Here is an 18,235-nt window from a genome sequence, read left to right on the forward strand (position 1 = left end):
GCCCTGCCAAAACGGAGACCATCTCCCCTCAGCTCAGCGCGTCGACATGTGACGCGCCGAGCCGTGCGCGTGACGGTCTCCGTTTTCGCATGCGGTGACCAGGACCTAGGCTCCTGACATGCGTCGACCGTTCATGGACACCCCCGACCAGCTCGAGAGCTTGGAGGGGCAGCAGTACCTCGTGCTCCGGCCCACTGTCGAGGTCGCCGATACCTACCGGGAAGTGCAGGACACTGCACTCGCACGGCTCGGCGCTCCGGTACGACGACCGCACACCGGGCACGTCACGCTCCGAGGCTTCTACGAGCCCGAGCGGCGCGACGAACTCGCCACGCTGATCCGCTCCTGGGCGGCGCAGCAGACGCCGATCGAGATCACCGCCGAGGCCGTGGACGAGTTCCCCACGCCGTGGCAGATCCTGATCGTGCGCCTCGCCCGCACCGCATCACTCGTCTCGGCGTACTCGTCCCTGACCACCGCGCTGGATGCCACGGACTTCCGCCGCCTGGGCGAGCTGCCGTTGGAGGAGTGGACCTTCCACCTCTCGGTGCTCTACGGCAAGACTCTCGACCCGGAGGTCTGGTCGCACTTCGCGCAGCCCGAGTCGCGTGCTCTCGAGCCTGCGCCCGCCGAGACCATCACCGAAGCCGAGCTGGTCTGGTACGAGGACGGCATCGAGCACGCCGAGGTCCTGCCGTTGGGCGGCTGACCTCGCTCCCACTCCGGCCGAAACAGAGACCTCCCGCACTCTGCCCCGCGTGTCCTGTGTGGACGCGCCGGGCCTGATGCAGGAGGTCTCTGTTTTCGCAGCTGAGTGTTCGCAGCCGGGATTTCGCAGCCGGGATTTCGCAGCCGAGTCGTCGCAGCCGAGCGCGGCTCAGCTCAGGCCGGAGTAGGCGTGCAGACCCTTGAAGAAGACGTTCACGATCGTGAAGTTGAAGATCACGGCCGAGAATCCGACGATCGCGAGCCACGCCGAGGGGTTGCCCCGCCAACCGCGGGTAGCCCGTGCGTGGATGTAGCCGGCATAGATGACCCAGATCACGAAGGTCCAGGTCTCCTTCACGTCGAAGCCCCAGAAGCGGCTCCAGGCGTAGTACGCCCAGATGGAGCCCGCGATGAGAGTGAAGGTCCAGAGGATGAACCCGATGATCGTGAACATGTACGCCAGGCTCTCCAGGCGCACCGCGTTCGGGAAGGTGCGGAGGAAGCCTGGGCCCGTCTTGGTCGCCCCCTCGCCCAGCAGGCGCTCACGTCGCGACTGCATGAGCTGGATCACCGAGAGGGCGAAAGCCAGCGCGAAGAATGCCGTCGCGAGCGAGGCGACGAACACGTGGATGACGAGCCACACGCTTTTCAGCGGGTCCATCAGCGGCGAGACGTCGACGTAGAAGTTGGTCGCTCCGAGGCCGAGCAGCACGACGACGAGGCCCGTGATGAACGTGCCGAGGAACCGCAGGTCGATACGCGTGAGCACGACGAGGTACACGGCGATGATGAGCAGCGTGCCCATCATCGCGAACTCGTAGAGGTTCGCCCACGGCACACGACCGGCGGCGATGCCACGCGTGACAGCGGACGCGAGGTGGAACAGGAAGCCGAGTACCGTGAGCGAGGTGCCGATCCTGGCCATCACGAATCGCTGCGGGGCGGAGCCCGCATCAGACCCGCCCGACGCTGCGGGGATGCTTGCTCCACCGGCCCCTACGAGCACCGACTCCCGCACGTTCTGCGCATCGGCCGTCGCCTGCGAACGCCGCGCGAGATCGAAGGCGTAGGCCACGAAGGCTGCCGCGTAGATCGCGATCGCCGTCCACAGCAGGACCGGCGAGATCACGTTGAGCTCGAGCATGGTGTCAGTCTACTTTCCGGGTGTCGGTTGCCGGGGCTTCCACCTCGGCGGACTTGGTCGCGATGTCATCAGCCACGGTGTGATCGTCCGCGGTGTCGTCGGCAGGTTTCTCGTCGTCCTCGGCCCGCACCGTGGTGCCGCCTGCCGCGTCGAGCAGTCGGGCGTGGCCGGCGACGATGCCGTCCACCGCTGCCGCGAGCGTCGGGTCTTCCCCACGGGCGAGCGCCGCGTATTCGAGGGCGACCTCGCCGTCCTGCGCCGTGGCCTTGACCCACACACGTCGCCGCGGAACGAACAGCGCGATCATGAGACCGCCGAGGGCCAGCAGCGCGAAGCCGAGCACCCACACACCTGACTCGTCACGGTGGATCTGCAGCGAGGCGAAGCGCTTCACCGACTGGGAGGCATCCGTGGCGCCGGCCGGAGACTCGTCCTCGAAGGTCACCGAGCCGAGGCCGTTCGGCAGCTGCGCGGTCTGCCCGGGGGCGAGCTCGATCGACTTGACGTCGGTGGTGCGGCCCGTGAGCTTCGTCATGCCAGTGGTGTCGAGCACGTAGACGGAGCGCGGCACACCCTCGTTGATGCCGAGGTCACCCGTGTACACGTCGAGCGTGAGCGTCGGGTTCGTCAGGTCGCCGTACGCGGAGAAGAACGCACCGCTCTCGAGCACACCCGTGGTCGGGTAGAAGAACCCGACCAGGCCGACCTGCTCGGCCAACCCGTCCGGCACCTTGAGCACGCCGAGCGAGGTCATGTTGTTGTCCTGCGGCAGGAACGGCGTGCTGTTGGTGAACACGACATTGCCCTCGGGATCGCGCACCGTCACCGTCGGCGCGTAGCCGTTGCCGAGCAGGAACACGTCGTCGTCGGCGACGCCGAGGGGCTCGTTGACCTTGACGGAGCCGGTACGTTCCTCGCCGTTCTCCTGCACGGTGACGTTGGCGGAGAAGTCGCCGGCCTGACCGGACCCCGGCTCACCGAACGGCTGGTAGGTCACGTCGAAGGAGTCGAGGCGCATCGAGTACGGGGAGAACGCGTCGTCGCCCACGAACCGTCCGCGGTTCATCGAGTCGTAGTCGAGGAGCGTGTTGGCGAAGGTCTCGCCCTCGACCAGCACCCGCTGCCCGGTGTAGGAGAACCCTCCGCCGATGCCGACCGTGACCAGTACGCCGACGAGCGCGAGGTGGAAGAGCAGGTTGCCGGTCTCGCGCCAGTAGCCGCGCTCAGCGGAGACCGAGAACGTGCGTCCGCGGTCGTAGCGCTCCACCCGGTAGCCGAGGGCCTTCAGCTGCTTCGTCGCGACGTCGATGGACGCGGCCGCCTCCGCTTCCGCATCGCCGGTCTTGGTTCCGGAGTCCGCCGCGGGATCGCGCGTGACGGCGCGGTAGTCCTCGAGGCGCTGCAGCCGGGCGGGGGTACGCGGCGGGCGGGCACGCAGCGCCTTGGCGTGGTGCTTGATGCGCGGGATCACGCAGCCGACGAGCGAGGCGAACAGGAGCAGGTAGATCGCGGAGAACCACGGCGACAGGTAGACGTCGAAGAGCTTGAGGCCGTCGAGGATCGGGAACAGGTCGGGGTTGTCGCGCTCCCATTGCGTCACACCGTTGGGGTCGGCCATCCGCTGCGGGAAGATCGAGCCGGGAATGGCGGCGATCGCCAGGACGAGCAGCAGGATCAGTGCCGTGCGCATCGAGGTCAGCTGACGCCAGCCCCAGCGCAGCCAGCCGACCAACCCGAGGCGCGGCTGGGTGATCGAGTCGTCGCCGTCGACGTGGTCGGACGGGCGGAGCGGATCGCTGGAGTCGCTGTTCGCGGCACCCTTGTTCTTGGTCATGACCTTCTCAGTGCGGGGAGTTTTCTCGGGACGGATGGGCTTGTCGGGACGGCTACCATCTCGCTCGCTCGTCTCGGGATCGTCAGAGCGGGAGGATGACACTGCCGATCACCGCCGTCAGTCTCGACATGATGTCGGTCCAGAGTCCGGTGACCATCAGGACGCCGAGGAGGAGGAGCATCACGCCGCCGATGATGTTCACCACCCGGATGTGCCGACGCAGGAACCCGATCGCCTTCGTGGCCCAGCCGAAGCCGAGCGCGACGAGCAGGAACGGGATACCGAGGCCGAGCGAGTAGGCAAGGCCGAGGAAGCCCGCCCGCACCGGGTCACCGGCGTTGAACGACAGCGCGAGGATCGCCGCGAGCGTCGGTCCCATGCAGGGAGCCCATCCGATGCCGAGCGCGATGCCGAGGAGCGGCGCCCCGACGATTCCGGCTCTGGAATCCACGTGGAAGCGGAATTCCTTCTGCGCGAACCCGAACAGCCCGAGGAAGACCAGGCCCATCCCGATGATGACGACGCCCAGGATGCGGGTGATGAGGTCGCCCCACTGCAGCAGGAAGACCCCGGCCGTTCCGCCGAGCACGGTGTAGAGGATGAAGACGATCGTGAAGCCGAGGATGAACAGCAGCACTCCCCCGACGAGTCGCCCCCGCGTCGCGGTTTCTGCCGTCTGCGTCGTCGTCCCGCCTTCCCCGCCGGCAGCAGCGGTCGACCGAGGTGCGACGGCACCGCCGAGGAAGCCGAGATAGCCGGGAACGAGTGGGAGCACGCAGGGAGACAGGAATGAGACGAGTCCCGCGAGCATCGCGACGGGAATCGCGATCCAGAGGGCCCCGGAGCCGATGATCGCTTCGGGACTCATGAGCCGTCCTGGCCGCTCACGAGTCCTCCGCGAGGGCGTCCTTGACGAGCGTGGAGAGGATCGACTTGCCGTCGATGGGCCCGATGATGCGCGCCGCGACGCGCCCCTGCTTGTCGAGCACGAGAGTCGTCGGTGTCGCGGCGATCGGCGTCTCCTTCGCGAAGGCGAGCTTGGCCTGAGCGGTGTCGACGTCGATAAGGCTCGGGTACGTGACGCCGTACTCGTTCGCGAAGGCCACGGCCGTGTCGGCCTGATCACGGGTGTTGATGCCGATGAACGCGACGTCCTGATCGCTGAAGTCCTGCCAGACGCCTTCCAGATCGGCCGCTTCGAGGCGGCACGGTGCACAGCCGGCGTACCAGAAGTTGACGACCGCGACCTTACCGGCGATGTCGGCGCTGTCGAACTCGTCGCCCTTCTCGGTCACTCCGCTGAACACGACGGGCTCGCCGCGCTCGGCGACGGGGACCTCGACGATCGCGCCGTCGGCCGCGACATAGCCGGTGTTCTCACCGTTCAGGAAGGATTCACTAACCGGATCGGGAGCGCACGCGCTCAGACCGATGACGAGCACCGCAGCGAGCGCGGCACCGACCGCACGACGCGAACGCCGGGTGCGGGAGGAGCGGCCGCTGCGGATCTGACGGACCGTCGAATCGCTTGGCACGACTCCGAGTTTACGCAGAGGATCCTATGCGCGAGCCGGAAACGGGACCTCCTCCGACGCCCCTCAGAAGCGCGCCAGGATGTCGTCCACGCCCGCCCGGAAGCGTGGACATGTGGCGATGTCGTGGGCGCGGCAGCCCATCGCGTGCTCGGTCATCTCGCGCGATCGACGCATCTCCTCCATGCGCCGATCGAGATCGTCCAGGTGCTGTTGCAGCACCTGATGCCGACCGAAACTCCCGTCATCGAGCAGCACCGCGATCTGCTCGAGCGTCATCCCCGCGGCCTTGCTGCGCTGGATCACGGCGATGCGCACGACCTCATCCTCCCCATAGCGCCTCCGGCCGGCAGCGTCGCGCGGAGGGGTGAGCAGCCCCACCGACTCCCAATGCCGCAGAACGTTCGTCGGCAGGTCGAAACGGGTCGCGACATCACCGACGGACCACGGATGCTCGGAACTTGACCTCATGTTGACATGAAGTCACAGACTGACGAGGAACGCAACACCCAGAGGAGGACCACCATGTACGACGCCATCGTGATCGGCGCAGGACCGGCAGGGCTGCAGGCCGCTCTGACCCTCGGACGGATGCACCGCTCCACGCTCCTCCTCGACTCGGGCGAGTACCGCAACGGCACCGTCCTGCACATGCACAACATGATCGGCGCGGACGGCACTCCCCCCGCCGAGTTCCGGGCGACGGCGCGAACCGAGCTCGCTGACTACGACGACGTCGAGGTCCGTGAGACCGCGGCGTCGAGTATCACGGGTGGCGAGGATGCGTTCGTGGTGGCACTCGCCGACGGCTCGGTGGTGGAAGGGCGCCGCGTCGTGCTGGCCACCGGGGTCGCCGATGATCTTCCGATCGTGTCCGGACTGCAGGAGTTGTGGGGCACGCTCGCCTTCAGCTGTCCGTTCTGCGACGGGCACGAGCACGCCGGCAAGGACATAGCGATCGTCGGCGCCCCGCCCCGCGCCGAGCACCTCATCGGGTTGCTGGGGAGGATCGTCGCGAGCATCACGGTCGTGCCGGTCGAGGAGGCGTTCACGGACGAGGACATCCGCACGCTCGAGGCGAAGGGCGCGCGGGTGAGTCGCACCCCCGTCGCCTCCGTCGAGAAGGTCGAAGGCGGCGTGCTCGTCCGCACGGACGACGACGAGCGTGTGGTGGCCGGAGTCTTCATCGCCGCAGGGGCGATGCGTCAGCGGTCGCCGTTCGCCGCGCAGCTCGGACTCGGCATGCTCGAGTCCGGGTGCATCGAGATCGACGAGTTCGGACGTACCTCGCACCCCGGGGTGTTCGCCGCGGGCGACCTCGCCCACCGTGCGACCCTCCCCGGCCCGATGGCATCCGTGCTGCTGGCGGCCGCCGCGGGTCAGCTGGCCGCTGTCGGCATCATCCAGTCACTCCTCGCCGCCGAGCACTGACCCGTTTCGAATCGCGCTCGTGGGTCCATCCGTCGCCGGAATGGAACCACCTGCGCGATTCGAGAGTGGGGGTCAGACCGCGCCGACGTCGACGGCACCGCCGGTCGCGGCAGGCTCGACATAGGCGACCTCTCGCCAGACGTCACCGACGCGCTCGAACGAGGTGACGCTGGACAGCGCGCAGCGTCGGGTGCGGGGATCGTGTTGCAGCGGAAGCCCCGCGACGCGGAGGTGCGTGATCCAGATGGGCGCCTGGTGCGACACCATCACGACGTCTCCATCGGGTGCCGCATCCCACGCCTCGTCCATGACACCGAGCATCCGCTCGGCGATGGAGGAGTAGGGCTCGCCCCAGCTGGGAACCGAGGGCTGGCGCAGATGCCACCAGTTCAGGGGGTTCATCAGGGAACGGCGCATCTGCGTCCCCTCGAACACGTTCGTCGGCTCGATCAGCCGGATGTCGATCTCCGGCACGAGGTCGAACGTCGCGGCGAACGGCTCGGCCGACTCCTGGGCGCGTTCGAGAGGTGACGCGTACAGCGCGGAGACGGGACGGTCGAGCGCGGCCACATGGTCGGCCGCTGCTGCGGCCATCCCCCGGCCCGCGTCGCTCAGGTGGTAGTCGGGAAGACGACCGTAGAGCACGCGGGCCGGATTGTGCACCTCACCGTGTCGCACGAGGTGCAGCCGGGACGCCGTCATGTCACGCCTTGCTGTAGCGCGAGTCCCCGAAGCCGAGGATCAGGTACCCGATGTACGGGAAGAGGAACAGCAGGAAGAACGAGAAGACCCCGCCCTTGCCGAAGCGTCCACCGAGCTTGAACGCGACGATGATCGCCAGGATCAGGTTCGCGACAGGGATGAGGTACAGCAGCGCGAACCAGCCGGAGAGGCCGGCGATCTTCACCAGGAAGACGAGGTTCACGAACGGGATGATGGCGAGGATTCCCGGGTACCCGGCCTTGGTGAAGACCTTCCACAGGCCGACCGCGACGAGGATGTAGAAGACGAGCGCGATCAGGCCGGTGGTACCCGAGAAGATCGACGCATAGAGATCGGAGATGCCGTTGTTGTCCACGGTGCACTCTTTCTGTGTATGAGCTGTGTCGTGGCGATCCTACTGATACGCCGTCCCGGCCGCCGGTGACCGGGCCGATGACCGGCCGACCGCCCCCGTAGAATGGGCGGGTTCCCCATTTCCCAGATCAGAAGGAATACTCCGTGCTTCGCACCCACTCGGCAGGCTCTCTGCGAGCCGAGCACATCGGTCAGACCGTCACCCTCTCGGGTTGGGTCGATCGCCGTCGTGACCACGGAGGAGTCGCTTTCATCGATCTGCGGGACGCCTCCGGCATCGCCCAGGTCGTCATCCGCGACGAGGAGATCGCGCACCCGCTTCGCAACGAGTTCGTCCTGAAGGTGACCGGCGAGGTCTCGCAGCGCCCCGAGGGCAACGCGAACCCGAACCTGCCGACCGGCGAGATCGAGCTCATCGCGACCGACGTCGAGGTGCTGAACGAGTCCGCTCCGCTCCCCTTCCAGGTCTCCACGGCTCTCGCCGACACCGAGACCGTTGGCGAGGAAGCACGCCTGAAGTACCGCTACCTCGACCTGCGCCGCCCGGCCCCGGCCGCCGCCCTGCGCCTGCGCTCGAACGTCTACAAGGCGATCCGCGACGTGCTGCACGCCGACGACTTCACCGAGGTCGAGACGCCCACCCTCACCCGCTCCACGCCGGAGGGCGCCCGTGACTTCCTGGTTCCCGCGCGCCTGAGCCCCGGCAGCTGGTACGCACTGCCCCAGTCCCCTCAGCTGTTCAAGCAGCTGCTCATGGTGGGCGGCGTCGAGAAGTACTTCCAGATCGCCCGCTGCTACCGCGACGAGGACTTCCGCGCCGACCGTCAGCCGGAGTTCACGCAGCTCGACATCGAGATGAGCTTCGTCGACCAGGAGGACGTGATCGCCCTCATGGAGTCGCTCATCGTGGCGATGTGGGCGACCATCGGCGTCGAGGTGCAGACCCCGCTGCCGCGCATGACCTACGCCGAGGCGATGGCCAAGTACGGCTCCGACAAGCCCGACCTGCGCTTCGGCCTCGAGCTCGTCGAGGCGACGGAGTACTTCAAGGACACCCCGTTCCGCGTCTTCCAGGCCGAGTACGTCGGCGCTGTGCGCATGCCCGGCGGCGCGAGCCAGCCGCGCAAGCAGCTCGACGCCTGGCAGGACTGGGCCAAGCAGCGCGGTGCACGTGGCCTCGCCTACGTCCTGTTCAACGAGGACGGCACGCTGGGCGGCCCCGCAGCCAAGAACCTGTCGGAGGCCGAGCAGGCCGGACTCGCAGAGCTCGTCGGTGCAGAGCCGGGCGACTGCGTGTTCTTCGCCGCCGGTGACACCAAGCAGAGCCGGGCACTCCTCGGTGCAGCGCGCGTCGAGATCGGTCGCCGCCTGGGCTATCTGAACCCCGACGAGTTCGCCTTCACGTGGGTCGTCGACGCTCCCATGTTCGAGCCGGCGGCCGACGCGGTGGCCTCCGGTGACGTGGCAGTGGGCGCCGGTGCCTGGACGGCCGTGCACCACGCGTTCACGGGTCCCAAGCCCGAGTTCGAGGACACGTTCGACACCGACCCCGGATCGGCCCTCGCGTACGCGTACGACATCGTGTGCAACGGCTCCGAGCTCGGCGGCGGGTCGATCCGCATCCACCGTGAGGACATCCAGAAGCGCGTGTTCGAGGTCATGGGCATCAGCGACGAGCAGGCCGACGAGCAGTTCGGCTTCCTGCTCGACGCGTTCAAGTTCGGCGCTCCGCCCCACGGTGGGATCGCACTCGGGATGGACCGCGTGCTGCAGCACCTGACCAAGACCGAGTCGATCCGCGAGGTCATCGCGTTCCCGAAGTCGGGCAACGGCTTCGACCCGCTGACCTCCGCTCCCGCTCCGATCACCGATGCGCAGCGCGCCGAGGCCGGCGTCGACTTCGAGCCCGAGGACGAGGACTGAGGCCAGCCGCCTCGCGCGAGCACAGGCACACACGCCGGATCAGGCGGTTCTGCGAGGAACCTGCCTGATCCGGCGTTTCTGCCTGCGGCGGCGTCGCTTCGTTCAGCCTGCAATCGATGCGAAGGCCGGGACGATGTTCTCGTTCCACACATCGACTCCGAGCTTGCCGATCAGCGCGATAACGACCACGAGGAACACGACGCGGATGAACGTGGTCCCGCGCGAGATCGCCATGCGTGATCCGAGGTAGCTTCCCGCGACGTTCGCGACCGCGAGAATGCCCCCGAGCAGCCACAGCACGGCGCCGTGCGGGATGAACAGCATCAACGCACCCGCATTCGTCGCGAGGTTGACGATCTTGGCCTTGGCGCTCGCCTGCAGGAAGTCGTAGCCGAGCAGCGCGACCAGCGTGATCACCAGGAAGGTACCGGTGCCAGGACCGATCATCCCGTCGTAGAAGCCGATGCCGAGTCCCGCTGCGCCCGCCATGATGTGGTGCTTGTGCCCATGGAAGCGCAGCTGGGTCGCCGCGCCCATCTGCGGCCGGAACGCCGTGAACAGGGCCACAGCGAGCAGAGCGATCACGATGATGGGTTTGAACGCGGCAGGGGGCAGCACGGTGGCGACAGCCGCCCCTCCGAAGGAGCCGATCAACGCGATGATCGCCATCGGCAGGGCGGTGCGCAGGTCCGGTTTGGCTCGTCGGTAATAGGTCGCACTGCTGGTGGCCGTGCCGAAGACCGAGGCGAGCTTGTTCGTCGCGAGCGCCTGCACCGGGGAGATGCCGGGGATCAGCAGCAGCGCCGGCAGCTGCAGCAGCCCTCCCCCGCCCACGACCGCATCGATCCAGCCGGCGCAGAACGCGGCGATCACCACGAGCAGCAGCATCCCCCAGGTGAGCTGCTCGAGTCCGAGCACGGCGCCGATATCCACCTCGCCATGATTCCAGAGAGTCGACGCCGCCCCCGCATCCGCCGACAGAATCATCCGCTGACAGACTGGAGCCATGCTCGAAGCCCTCCCGCTGCCCCACTCCTTCGAATCGCGCATCGGCACCGCGCTCCTGCGCCGCGCGACGGTCGACGACACGGATGCCGTGATCGCCCTCCTCGCCGACGACCCGATCAGTGCGGCACGCGGCGATGTGGCATCCGCCGAGGACCGCCCGGCCTATGAGCGCGGTCTCCGCGAGATCCTGGCCGACCCGTCGAACGATCTGCTCGTGGTCGAGCTCGACGGTGCGGTGGTCGGCACGTTGCAGCTCACCTCGATCCCGGGGATGGCGCGTCGCGGTGCACGGCGGCTGCTGGTCGAGGCAGTACGGGTGCAGAGCAGTCTGCGCTCGTCGGGCATCGGTTCCGCCGTGATGCGCTGGGTCGGAGAGGTCGCCGCCCCAGCCGTCGACGCATCGATGGTGCAGCTCACCTCCGACGCCGCCTGCGTCGATGCCCACCGCTTCTACGAGCGGCTCGGCTACGTCGGCTCGCATCGAGGCTTCAAGTACACGGTTTCCCAGAGCTGAAGCCCCGGCGGCCCCGACCGGACAGCACCCAGCCACCATCCGTTCACCTGACCCGCGACGGGCGGCAACCTCCGCCTCATAGTGTCCTCTCGCAACCCGACACCGGCTCACAGCGCCGGACACCGAGAGGACACTCATGGCTCGCTTCACCCGCCGCGCGCGCATCGGCGCCGGCATCGCCCTGGCCACCACCGCCGCACTCGCGCTCACCGCCTGCTCCGGAGCAGCGGACGCCACCGGTGGCGGCAGCTCCGACGTCGACGCCTCTGCTGCGACCTCGGTCGCCGACTTCGGCACGTTCGCCGACCTCGAGGCCGCGGCCAAGGCCGAGGGTTCACTCAACGTCATCGCGCTGCCCCGCGACTGGGCGAACTACGGCGAGATCCTCGACCTCTTCGCCGAGAAGTACCCCGAGATCACGATCAACGAAGCCTCCCCCGATGTCTCCAGCGCCGAGGAGATCCAGGCCGCCAAGACGAACGAGGGTCTCGACACCGCACCCGACGTCTTCGACATCGGCCTCACGGTCGCCCTGCAGAACACCGATGTGTTCGCTCCCTACAAGGTGCAGACGTGGGACGACATCCCGGACGAGCTGAAGGAGCCCACCGGCCTCTTCGTGGGCGACTACGGCGGGTACATGTCGATCGGCTACGACTCGTCGAAGTTCGACGCTCCCGCCGAGCTTTCCGACCTGCTCTCCGCCGACTACAAGGGCGCCGTCGCCATCAACGGCGACCCGACGCAGGCGGGGGCCGCATTCGCCGCCGTCGGTCTCGCGACCGTGCAGTCCGACGGCACGCTGGACGACTTCCAGCCGGGCATCGACTTCTTCTCCGAGCTGCAGAAGGCTGGAAACCTGCTCAAGGTCGACGTGACCACCGCGACCATCGCGAGCGGCGAGACCCCGGTCGTCTTCGACTGGGACTACCTGAACGCCTCGCACACGGCCGACAACAAGGACTGGAAGGTCGTCGTGTTCGACGGCACCGGTTACGCCGGGTACTACAACCAGGCCATCAACGCCGACGCCCCGCACCCGGCGGCTGCCCGCCTGTGGCAGGAGTTCCTCTACAGCGACGAGGTGCAGAACCTGTGGCTGAAGGGCGGCGCCCGTCCGGTGCGGATGGAGGCCATGACCGACGCCGGCACGATCGACGCAGACCTCGCCGCCGCGCTCCCCGAGGCTCCGGAGGAGACCGTCGTCCCGACCGAGGAGCAGTCGACGAACGCCGGCACGCTGCTCGGCGAGAAGTGGGCCGCGGCGGTCCAGTGACCACCCTCACCGCAACGGGGGCGGATGCTGCGGCGTCCGCCCCCGCCACCCCCGCCGGGTCCTCGCAGCACGCGAGGGCCCGGCGGTCCGCTCCGTCCCTCGCCTGGCTCGGGCTCGTCCCCTTCGCCGCCTATGTCGTGCTCTTCCTCGCGGTGCCGACGATCCTGGCCATCGGCTCCGGCTTCTTCACCAAAGACGGCTCCTTCACCTGGACGAACATGTCGGCCCTCGTCGACCCGGTCGTGCTCAACACCTTCGCCAACTCGGCCGGCCTCTCGTTGCTCACCGCCGTGGTCGGGGCGCTCGTCGGCGCCCTCGTCTGCTACGCGCTCCTCGGCATGGACCCCGAAGGCCGCACCCGCTCGGCCGTGGATGCCGCCGCGGGTGTGCTCGCGCAGTTCGGCGGCGTCATGCTCGCCTTCGCCTTCATCGCGACCATCGGCATCCAGGGCGTCGTCACCGTGTTCCTGAAGGACACCTTCGGCGTGAACATCTTCGAGAACGGCACCTGGCTCTACGAGCTGCCCGGCCTCGTACTCCCCTACTTCTACTTCCAGATCCCCCTCATGGTCATCACCTTCATGCCTGCCCTCGCGGCCCTCAAGCCGCAGTGGGCCGAAGCCAACCTCACTCTCGGCGGTACCCGCGCGAGCTTCTGGCTGCGCATCGGCATCCCCGTGCTCGCGCCCTCGTTCCTCGCCAGCCTGCTGCTGCTGTTCGCGAACGCGTTCTCGTCGTACGCCACCGCCGCCGCTCTCGCCAGCCAGGGTGCCCAGATCGTGCCGCTGCAGATCCGCACGGCGCTCACGAGCGAGACGGTGCTCGGTCGGGAGAACCTCGCCGGCGCGCTTGCGCTCGGCATGATCGTGATCGTCGGAGTGGTGATGGCCCTGTACTCCCTCGTGCAGCGACGCGCGGCGAGGTGGCAGTCGTGAACCGGCTCGGCCCCTCCCGCACGACCCGGTGGGTGATCGGCGTCCTCGTGGGTGCGTTCTTCGCGGTGCCCCTGGTGTCGACGTTCCTCTTCACACTGCGCGACCCCGCCGGCGGACTCTCCTTCGCCCGCTGGATCGCGTTGTTCGACCCGGCGGCCGCAGCCACCCTCAAGCCGATCTGGACCGGTCTCGGCAACTCGCTGGTACTCGCCGTGGTGACTGTCGCCATCGTGCTGCTGCTGCTCGCCCCGACCATGATCCTCGTGAACCTGCGCTTCCCGAAGCTCAAGCCCGCCTTCGAGTTCGCGGTGCTGCTGCCCATCTCGATCCCCGCCATCGTGCTCGTGGTCGGCCTCGCGCCGATCTACCTCCAGATCGGGCGGGCCCTCGGCACGGGCACCTGGACGCTTGCCTTCGCCTACGGGATCACCGTTCTCCCGTTCGCCTTCCGGTCCATCCAGGCATCGATCGATGCGGCCGACCTCCGGACGCTCTCCGAAGCCGCGCGGTCCCTCGGCGCGAGCTGGCCGACCGTGGTGCTGAAGGTGCTCGCCCCGAACCTCCGACAGGGGCTGCTTGCCGCGTCCCTCATCTCCATCGCCGTGGTGCTCGGAGAGTTCACGATCGCCTCGCTCCTGAACCGCCAGGTGTTCCAGACGGCCATGGTCGTGGTGAACAAACAGGACCCCTACGCGCCGGCCATCTTCACGCTGCTCGCGCTGGTGTTCGTCTTCCTCCTGCTCCTCGTCATCGGCCGCGTCGCGCGCGGCACCGGAAAGGCCCGCTCATGACCGTCGACCACGCGCTGCCGCGCACCAAGGACAACCTGCTGCTCGCCCACGCGGGCGAAGGCACCCGTGTCGAGCTGCAGGGCATCGTCAAGAGCTACGCGGACAACCGTGTGCTCCACGGGGTCGACCTCGACATCGCCCCCGGCGAGTTCGTCTCGCTCCTCGGGCCCTCCGGGTGCGGCAAGACCACGTTGCTGCGTGTGCTCGCCGGTCTCGAAGGCGCGGACGAAGGCGCCGTGCTGCTGGGTGGCGGCGATGTGTCGCGAGTGCCCACGAACAAGCGCGACATCGGCATGGTCTTCCAGTCGTACTCGCTCTTCCCGCACCTACGGGTGGCCGAGAACACCGCATTCGGCTTGCGGCGACGCGGCGTCGGCAAGGCGGAGGCCTCACGGCGCGCGGTCGACGCCCTCGCCCTGGTCGGCCTCGCCGACTTCGCGGATCGGTTCCCCCACCAGCTCTCCGGCGGCCAGCAGCAGCGCGTGGCACTCGCACGAGCGCTGGTGACCGAACCCAAGGTGCTGCTGCTCGACGAACCGCTCTCGGCGCTCGATGCGAAGGTGCGCGTGCAGCTGCGCGACGAGATCCGCCGCATCCAGCTGCGACTCGGCATCACCACCGTCTTCGTGACCCATGACCAGGAAGAGGCTCTGGCCGTCTCGGATCGGATCGCGGTGATGAACGCCGGCCGTATCGAGCAGATCGGGTCTCCGGAGCAGCTGTACACGATGCCCTCGACCGCCGGAGTGGCCGCGTTCGTGGGGCTGTCGAGCGTCGTGTCGGGCGTCGCCGAGGGCGATCACGTCATGGTGTGGGGACAGCGGCTTCCGCTGCAGTCTCCGGCGGACGGACCGGTGGACGTGTACCTGCGCCCGGAGAACGTCTACTTCGCCTCCGAAGCCGACGCCGCAGCCGAGGCCCTGGTCGAGGAGAGCACCTTCCTCGGCAGCATGCGTCGCACGCTCGTGCGCACCGAGTCCGGCGAACTCGTCCGGGTGCAGCATGCGCCAGGAACTCATCCGGCCTTCGGCGACCGGGTGCGCATCGCGATCGCCCCGGAGCCCGTGGCCGTGCATCCGCGCGGCTGACTCACCGCTCTTCCCCTGACATACCCCGGGCGCTAGCGTGAGGGCCGAGGGGCGGGGTTCCCTCCATCCGAGAGAGAAAGGACGCCTCATGGCAGGCAAGTTCGAGCTGTACACCGACAAGTCCGGCGAGTACCGGTTCCGCCTGAAGGCCGGCAACGGCGAGGTCATCGCCATCAGCGAGGGCTACTCGTCGAAGTCCGCCGCTCTGAACGGCATCGACTCCGTGCGCCGCAACGCCGCGGACGCCGAGGTCGTCGAAGCCGACTGAGCTCGAGACCCACGTTTCACGCCGAGACCCCCTGTTGCAGACGTCTGCAACAGGGGGTCTCGGCGATTGCGATGGGTCTCGGCGAACCGGATCTCGTGTCAGAGCACGCGGGAGAGGAAGTCCTTCGTGCGCTGATGCTGCGGGTTGCCGAGCACCTCACGCGGGTCGCCCTCTTCGACGATGTAGCCGCCGTCCATGAAGATGAGCCGGGATCCGACTTCGCGGGCGAAGCCCATCTCGTGCGTGACGACGAGCATCGTCATCCCCTCGTCGGCCAGCGAGCGCATGACCTGCAGCACCTCGCCGACCAGTTCGGGATCGAGTGCCGAGGTGGGCTCGTCGAACAGCATCATGTCGGGGTTCATGCACAGCGCCCTGGCGATCGCCACGCGCTGCTGCTGCCCTCCCGAGAGGTGCCCGGGGTAGGCGTCGGCCTTCTCCGCCAGACCGACCCGCGTGAGCATGGCATGGGCGATCAGCTCGGCTTCCTTCTTCGACCGCTTCTTCACGCGCTGCTGAGCGATCGTGAGATTGCCGAGCACGCTGAGGTGCGGGAAGAGGTTGAAGCTCTGGAAGACCATGCCGATGCGGGTGCGCACGCGGTCGATGTCGACGTCGGGGTCGGTGATGTCGATCCCCTCGATGAGCACCTTGCCGCCGGTCGGCTCCTCGAGCAGGTTCACCGAGCGCAGCAGCGTCGACTTCCCCGATCCCGAAGGTCCGATCACGCACACGACCTCTCCCTTGGTGACGGTGAGGTCGATGCCCTTGAGCACCTCGTTGTCGCCGAACGACTTCACGAGCCCCTGCACATCGATCGCGGGGGCGTGGACATCAATCAGGTCGGTGATCATCGCTGCCTCGACATCCGTCGCTCCAGCCACGCGCTGAAGCGCGTGAGCGGGATCGTCACGATCAGGTACAGGATCGCCGCCATGATCAACGGCGTTCCGTTCGCGTTCTGCGTGCTCGCATCGCGGGCGAACGTGGTGAGCTCCTTCGACCAGATGAAGGAACCCGCCACGAACAGCAGCGACGTATCCTTCAGCAGCAGCACGAACTCGTTGGTCAGGGGCGGGATGATGATCCGGAACCCCTGCGGCACGATGATCCAGAACGTCGTCTTCATGGGCGACATGCCGAGCGAGCGGGCCGCCTCGGTCTGCCCCTTCGGAACAGCCTGGATACCCGCGCGGATCGTCTCGGCCATGTAGGCCGAGGCGACCAGGACGAGACCGATGAGCCCGAGCACGACCGGCCCACCGAGCTTCGTCCCAGGCACGCCCAGGGCGATCGGCAGGATGAAGGCGATGCCGAAGATCGTGAGGATCGCCGGCAGACCACGGAACAGCTCGATCCAGACCGTCGCGATCCAGCGGAACGGCGCGATGGTCGACAGTTTCATCAGCGCCAGCACGACGCCGAGGACCAGGCCGCCGGCGAAAGCGACGGCCGTGAACCATAGCGTGTTGACCAGGGCCGTGGTGATGATCCCGGGGAACATCTTCGCCGCGACTTCAGGATTGAAGAACAGCGGTCCGATCTTCGCCCAATCGGTGCTCACGATCGCCCAGACGGCGATCGCGATCAGCACCACGTAGACCGTGTAGCGATACAGCTTGCTCTTGGTGGTACGCCTCAACGCCATCGTCGAGGTCCTCCCGCTCTACCGATCCCGCCGGTCACTTGGCCGCGAGGTACTCGTCGTAGATCTTCTGGTAGCCGCCGTCGTCCTGGAGCTCCTTGAGCGCCTTGTTGACCGCATCGCGCAGCTCGTCCTTCTCACCCTTGGCGAAGGCGAACCCGTACGACTCGTCGGTCGGGTACGTCTCGACGATCTTGTAGTCGGGGTCGTCCTGCTCGTGCACGTAGTTGACGGGCTGGTCCTGCAGGATCGCGTCGATCTGCCCCGCCTGCATGGCGGGCCACAGCTCGCCATCCGAGGGGTACTGCACGAGCTGCGCGCCCGGTGCGTTCTCGCCCGCGTAGGTCTCGCCGGTGGTGCCCTGCTGCACGCCTACGTTCTTCCCGTCGAGGTCGTCGATGGACTTGATGTCGGAGTCGGCGCGCACGAGCAGCGACTGCAACGAGTCGACGTACGGGTCGGAGAAGTCGATGTTCGCCTTGCGCTCATCCGTGATCGTCATCGCCGACGCGCCGATGTCGCACGTGCCTGCCGCGAGGGTGGTGCCGGACTGCAACGCGTCGAACCCGACGTCCTGAACGGAGAGCTTCAGGTCGATCTTCTCGGCGATCGCACTGAGCAGGTCGATGTCGAAGCCCGAGTAGCCGGTCTCGCTGGAGGGGTCCTCGACCTCGAACGGCGGGTAGGGGACGTCGGAGCACACGGTGAGCGTTCCGGCCTCGACGAGGCCGTACTTGTCGTCGGCGGCGGGAGCGTCACTGCTGCCCGCGTCGGACGATCCGGTGGCGCAGCCGGCGAGCGCGAGGGTGGCCGTCGCCACGAGGGCGAGACCGGCGATGAGGTTGCGACGAGGCATGTCGGCTCCTGTGAGTCGAGGGCACGGAGGCCCGCTGACGGGTAGGAGTTCATCTAAACATGCGGCTCGTCGCGTGACCAATGACATCCACGTCCGCGCACATTACGTTTGTGTTGCGAGTAGGCCCCGATCACACGTGGAAACCGAGTTCCCGAGCCGGCGCGACGCGGTCTCAGACCTCGAAGTCGACGGCGACTCGGGAGGC

20 protein-coding genes are annotated in these 18,235 nt (G+C 67.7%); 9 read left to right on the top strand and 11 right to left on the bottom strand.

The annotated features are described in order from the left end of the window. Nucleotides 1-118: 118 nt before the first annotated feature. Entirely contained in the window at nt 119-709 is a 591-nt protein-coding gene (locus AX744_RS12680; RefSeq protein WP_227751275.1) for a 2'-5' RNA ligase family protein, read from the top strand. Nucleotides 710-877: 168 nt separating this feature from the next. Here AX744_RS12680 and ccsB read toward each other — a convergent pair whose 3' ends face one another. The 5 genes from ccsB to AX744_RS12705 form a co-directional block, all read right to left on the bottom strand. Continuing rightward, a complete protein-coding gene (ccsB, locus tag AX744_RS12685; protein WP_058630472.1) occupies nt 878-1,852 on the bottom strand; it encodes a c-type cytochrome biogenesis protein CcsB in 975 nt (324 codons plus the stop codon). Between the two features lie 4 nt (nt 1,853-1,856). Further along, nucleotides 1,857-3,686 carry a cytochrome c biogenesis protein ResB gene (gene resB / locus AX744_RS12690; RefSeq protein WP_061017251.1) on the bottom strand — a complete coding sequence of 610 codons (1,830 nt, stop codon included), beginning with the start codon at nt 3,684-3,686 and terminating at the stop codon, nt 1,857-1,859. Between the two features lie 82 nt (nt 3,687-3,768). After that, a complete protein-coding gene (locus AX744_RS12695) occupies nt 3,769-4,554 on the bottom strand; it encodes a cytochrome c biogenesis CcdA family protein (protein WP_061017254.1) in 786 nt (261 codons plus the stop codon). Nucleotides 4,555-4,570: 16 nt separating this feature from the next. Next, the gene (locus AX744_RS12700; protein WP_061017256.1) at nt 4,571-5,221 is read right to left on the bottom strand and encodes a TlpA family protein disulfide reductase; all 651 of its coding nucleotides are present in this window, start codon (nt 5,219-5,221) and stop codon (nt 4,571-4,573) included. A 63-nt stretch (nt 5,222-5,284) separates the two neighbouring features. Continuing rightward, nucleotides 5,285-5,689 (bottom strand): MerR family transcriptional regulator, encoded by a 405-nt coding sequence (locus AX744_RS12705; RefSeq protein WP_061017258.1) that lies wholly within the window; start codon nt 5,687-5,689, stop codon nt 5,285-5,287. Nucleotides 5,690-5,743: 54 nt separating this feature from the next. Here AX744_RS12705 and AX744_RS12710 point away from each other — a divergent pair, with 54 nt between their 5' ends. Next, a complete protein-coding gene (locus tag AX744_RS12710; protein WP_061017260.1) occupies nt 5,744-6,649 on the top strand; it encodes an NAD(P)/FAD-dependent oxidoreductase in 906 nt (301 codons plus the stop codon). Between the two features lie 72 nt (nt 6,650-6,721). Here the strand turns inward: AX744_RS12710 and AX744_RS12715 are convergent, their stop codons facing one another. Both AX744_RS12715 and AX744_RS12720 read right to left on the bottom strand, forming a co-directional pair. Further along, nucleotides 6,722-7,351 (bottom strand): histidine phosphatase family protein, encoded by a 630-nt coding sequence (locus AX744_RS12715; protein WP_046747314.1) that lies wholly within the window; start codon nt 7,349-7,351, stop codon nt 6,722-6,724. Nucleotide 7,352: 1 nt separating this feature from the next. Beyond that, complete coding sequence (locus tag AX744_RS12720) at nt 7,353-7,727, bottom strand: DUF5684 domain-containing protein (RefSeq protein ID WP_046747313.1); 375 nt, start codon at nt 7,725-7,727, stop codon at nt 7,353-7,355. 143 nt (nt 7,728-7,870) lie between these two features. On the opposite strand from AX744_RS12720, the gene aspS reads away from it, so the two are divergent. Next, entirely contained in the window at nt 7,871-9,649 is a 1,779-nt protein-coding gene (gene aspS / locus AX744_RS12725) for an aspartate--tRNA ligase (RefSeq protein WP_058630467.1), read from the top strand. A 102-nt stretch (nt 9,650-9,751) separates the two neighbouring features. Here the strand turns inward: aspS and AX744_RS12730 are convergent, their stop codons facing one another. Then, the gene (locus tag AX744_RS12730; RefSeq protein WP_058630502.1) at nt 9,752-10,537 is read right to left on the bottom strand and encodes a sulfite exporter TauE/SafE family protein; all 786 of its coding nucleotides are present in this window, start codon (nt 10,535-10,537) and stop codon (nt 9,752-9,754) included. 118 nt (nt 10,538-10,655) lie between these two features. Here AX744_RS12730 and AX744_RS12735 point away from each other — a divergent pair, with 118 nt between their 5' ends. The 6 genes from AX744_RS12735 to AX744_RS12760 all read left to right on the top strand — a co-directional run bounded on the left by AX744_RS12735 (nt 10,656) and on the right by AX744_RS12760 (nt 15,529). Beyond that, nucleotides 10,656-11,171 (top strand): GNAT family N-acetyltransferase, encoded by a 516-nt coding sequence (locus tag AX744_RS12735; RefSeq protein ID WP_061017261.1) that lies wholly within the window; start codon nt 10,656-10,658, stop codon nt 11,169-11,171. 136 nt (nt 11,172-11,307) lie between these two features. Beyond that, the gene (locus tag AX744_RS12740; protein WP_061017263.1) at nt 11,308-12,447 is read left to right on the top strand and encodes an ABC transporter substrate-binding protein; all 1,140 of its coding nucleotides are present in this window, start codon (nt 11,308-11,310) and stop codon (nt 12,445-12,447) included. Beyond that, nucleotides 12,444-13,382 (top strand): ABC transporter permease, encoded by a 939-nt coding sequence (locus AX744_RS12745; RefSeq protein ID WP_061017267.1) that lies wholly within the window; start codon nt 12,444-12,446, stop codon nt 13,380-13,382. The genes AX744_RS12740 and AX744_RS12745 overlap by 4 nt, the downstream gene beginning before the upstream one ends. Further along, nucleotides 13,379-14,173, top strand: a complete 795-nt coding sequence (locus tag AX744_RS12750) for an ABC transporter permease (RefSeq protein ID WP_046747309.1) — start codon at nt 13,379-13,381, stop codon at nt 14,171-14,173. Before AX744_RS12745 ends, AX744_RS12750 begins: the two co-directional genes overlap by 4 nt. After that, nucleotides 14,170-15,261: an ABC transporter ATP-binding protein gene (locus AX744_RS12755; RefSeq protein WP_061017265.1), complete on the top strand. Its 1,092-nt coding sequence runs from the start codon at nt 14,170-14,172 to the stop codon at nt 15,259-15,261. The genes AX744_RS12750 and AX744_RS12755 overlap by 4 nt, the downstream gene beginning before the upstream one ends. Nucleotides 15,262-15,349: 88 nt before the next feature. Then, entirely contained in the window at nt 15,350-15,529 is a 180-nt protein-coding gene (locus AX744_RS12760) for a YegP family protein (RefSeq protein ID WP_021198051.1), read from the top strand. Between the two features lie 98 nt (nt 15,530-15,627). Here the strand turns inward: AX744_RS12760 and AX744_RS12765 are convergent, their stop codons facing one another. The 3 genes from AX744_RS12765 to AX744_RS12775 are packed head-to-tail and all read right to left on the bottom strand — an operon-like array spanning nt 15,628 to nt 18,030. Next, entirely contained in the window at nt 15,628-16,383 is a 756-nt protein-coding gene (locus tag AX744_RS12765) for an amino acid ABC transporter ATP-binding protein (RefSeq protein ID WP_046747307.1), read from the bottom strand. Further along, nucleotides 16,380-17,177 (bottom strand): amino acid ABC transporter permease, encoded by a 798-nt coding sequence (locus AX744_RS12770; RefSeq protein WP_046747306.1) that lies wholly within the window; start codon nt 17,175-17,177, stop codon nt 16,380-16,382. Before AX744_RS12770 ends, AX744_RS12765 begins: the two co-directional genes overlap by 4 nt. A gap of 34 nt (nt 17,178-17,211) precedes the next feature. Beyond that, complete coding sequence (locus AX744_RS12775) at nt 17,212-18,030, bottom strand: basic amino acid ABC transporter substrate-binding protein (RefSeq protein WP_046747305.1); 819 nt, start codon at nt 18,028-18,030, stop codon at nt 17,212-17,214. Between the last annotated feature and the right edge of the window lie 205 nt (nt 18,031-18,235).

It is taken from the genome of Microbacterium sp. CCH5-D1 (genome assembly GCF_001557335.1).
Lineage (GTDB): Bacteria > Actinomycetota > Actinomycetes > Actinomycetales > Microbacteriaceae > Microbacterium > Microbacterium oxydans.

Excerpts from the sequence above, each read along its gene's own strand:
- ccsB (WP_058630472.1), bottom strand. The coding sequence starts at position 1,852 with ATGCTCGAGCTCAACGTGATCTCGCCGGTCCTGCTGTGGACGGCGATC.
- AX744_RS12775 (WP_046747305.1), bottom strand. The coding sequence starts at position 18,030 with ATGCCTCGTCGCAACCTCATCGCCGGTCTCGCCCTCGTGGCGACGGCC.
- resB (WP_061017251.1), bottom strand. The coding sequence starts at position 3,686 with ATGACCAAGAACAAGGGTGCCGCGAACAGCGACTCCAGCGATCCGCTC.
- AX744_RS12740 (WP_061017263.1), top strand. The coding sequence starts at position 11,308 with ATGGCTCGCTTCACCCGCCGCGCGCGCATCGGCGCCGGCATCGCCCTG.
- AX744_RS12760 (WP_021198051.1), top strand. The coding sequence starts at position 15,350 with ATGGCAGGCAAGTTCGAGCTGTACACCGACAAGTCCGGCGAGTACCGG.
- AX744_RS12765 (WP_046747307.1), bottom strand. The coding sequence starts at position 16,383 with ATGATCACCGACCTGATTGATGTCCACGCCCCCGCGATCGATGTGCAG.
- AX744_RS12680 (WP_227751275.1), top strand. The coding sequence starts at position 119 with ATGCGTCGACCGTTCATGGACACCCCCGACCAGCTCGAGAGCTTGGAG.
- AX744_RS12730 (WP_058630502.1), bottom strand. The coding sequence starts at position 10,537 with ATGCTGCTGCTCGTGGTGATCGCCGCGTTCTGCGCCGGCTGGATCGAT.
- AX744_RS12710 (WP_061017260.1), top strand. The coding sequence starts at position 5,744 with ATGTACGACGCCATCGTGATCGGCGCAGGACCGGCAGGGCTGCAGGCC.
- AX744_RS12705 (WP_061017258.1), bottom strand. The coding sequence starts at position 5,689 with ATGAGGTCAAGTTCCGAGCATCCGTGGTCCGTCGGTGATGTCGCGACC.
- AX744_RS12735 (WP_061017261.1), top strand. The coding sequence starts at position 10,656 with ATGCTCGAAGCCCTCCCGCTGCCCCACTCCTTCGAATCGCGCATCGGC.
- AX744_RS12695 (WP_061017254.1), bottom strand. The coding sequence starts at position 4,554 with ATGAGTCCCGAAGCGATCATCGGCTCCGGGGCCCTCTGGATCGCGATT.
- AX744_RS12715 (WP_046747314.1), bottom strand. The coding sequence starts at position 7,351 with ATGACGGCGTCCCGGCTGCACCTCGTGCGACACGGTGAGGTGCACAAT.
- AX744_RS12755 (WP_061017265.1), top strand. The coding sequence starts at position 14,170 with ATGACCGTCGACCACGCGCTGCCGCGCACCAAGGACAACCTGCTGCTC.
- AX744_RS12770 (WP_046747306.1), bottom strand. The coding sequence starts at position 17,177 with ATGGCGTTGAGGCGTACCACCAAGAGCAAGCTGTATCGCTACACGGTC.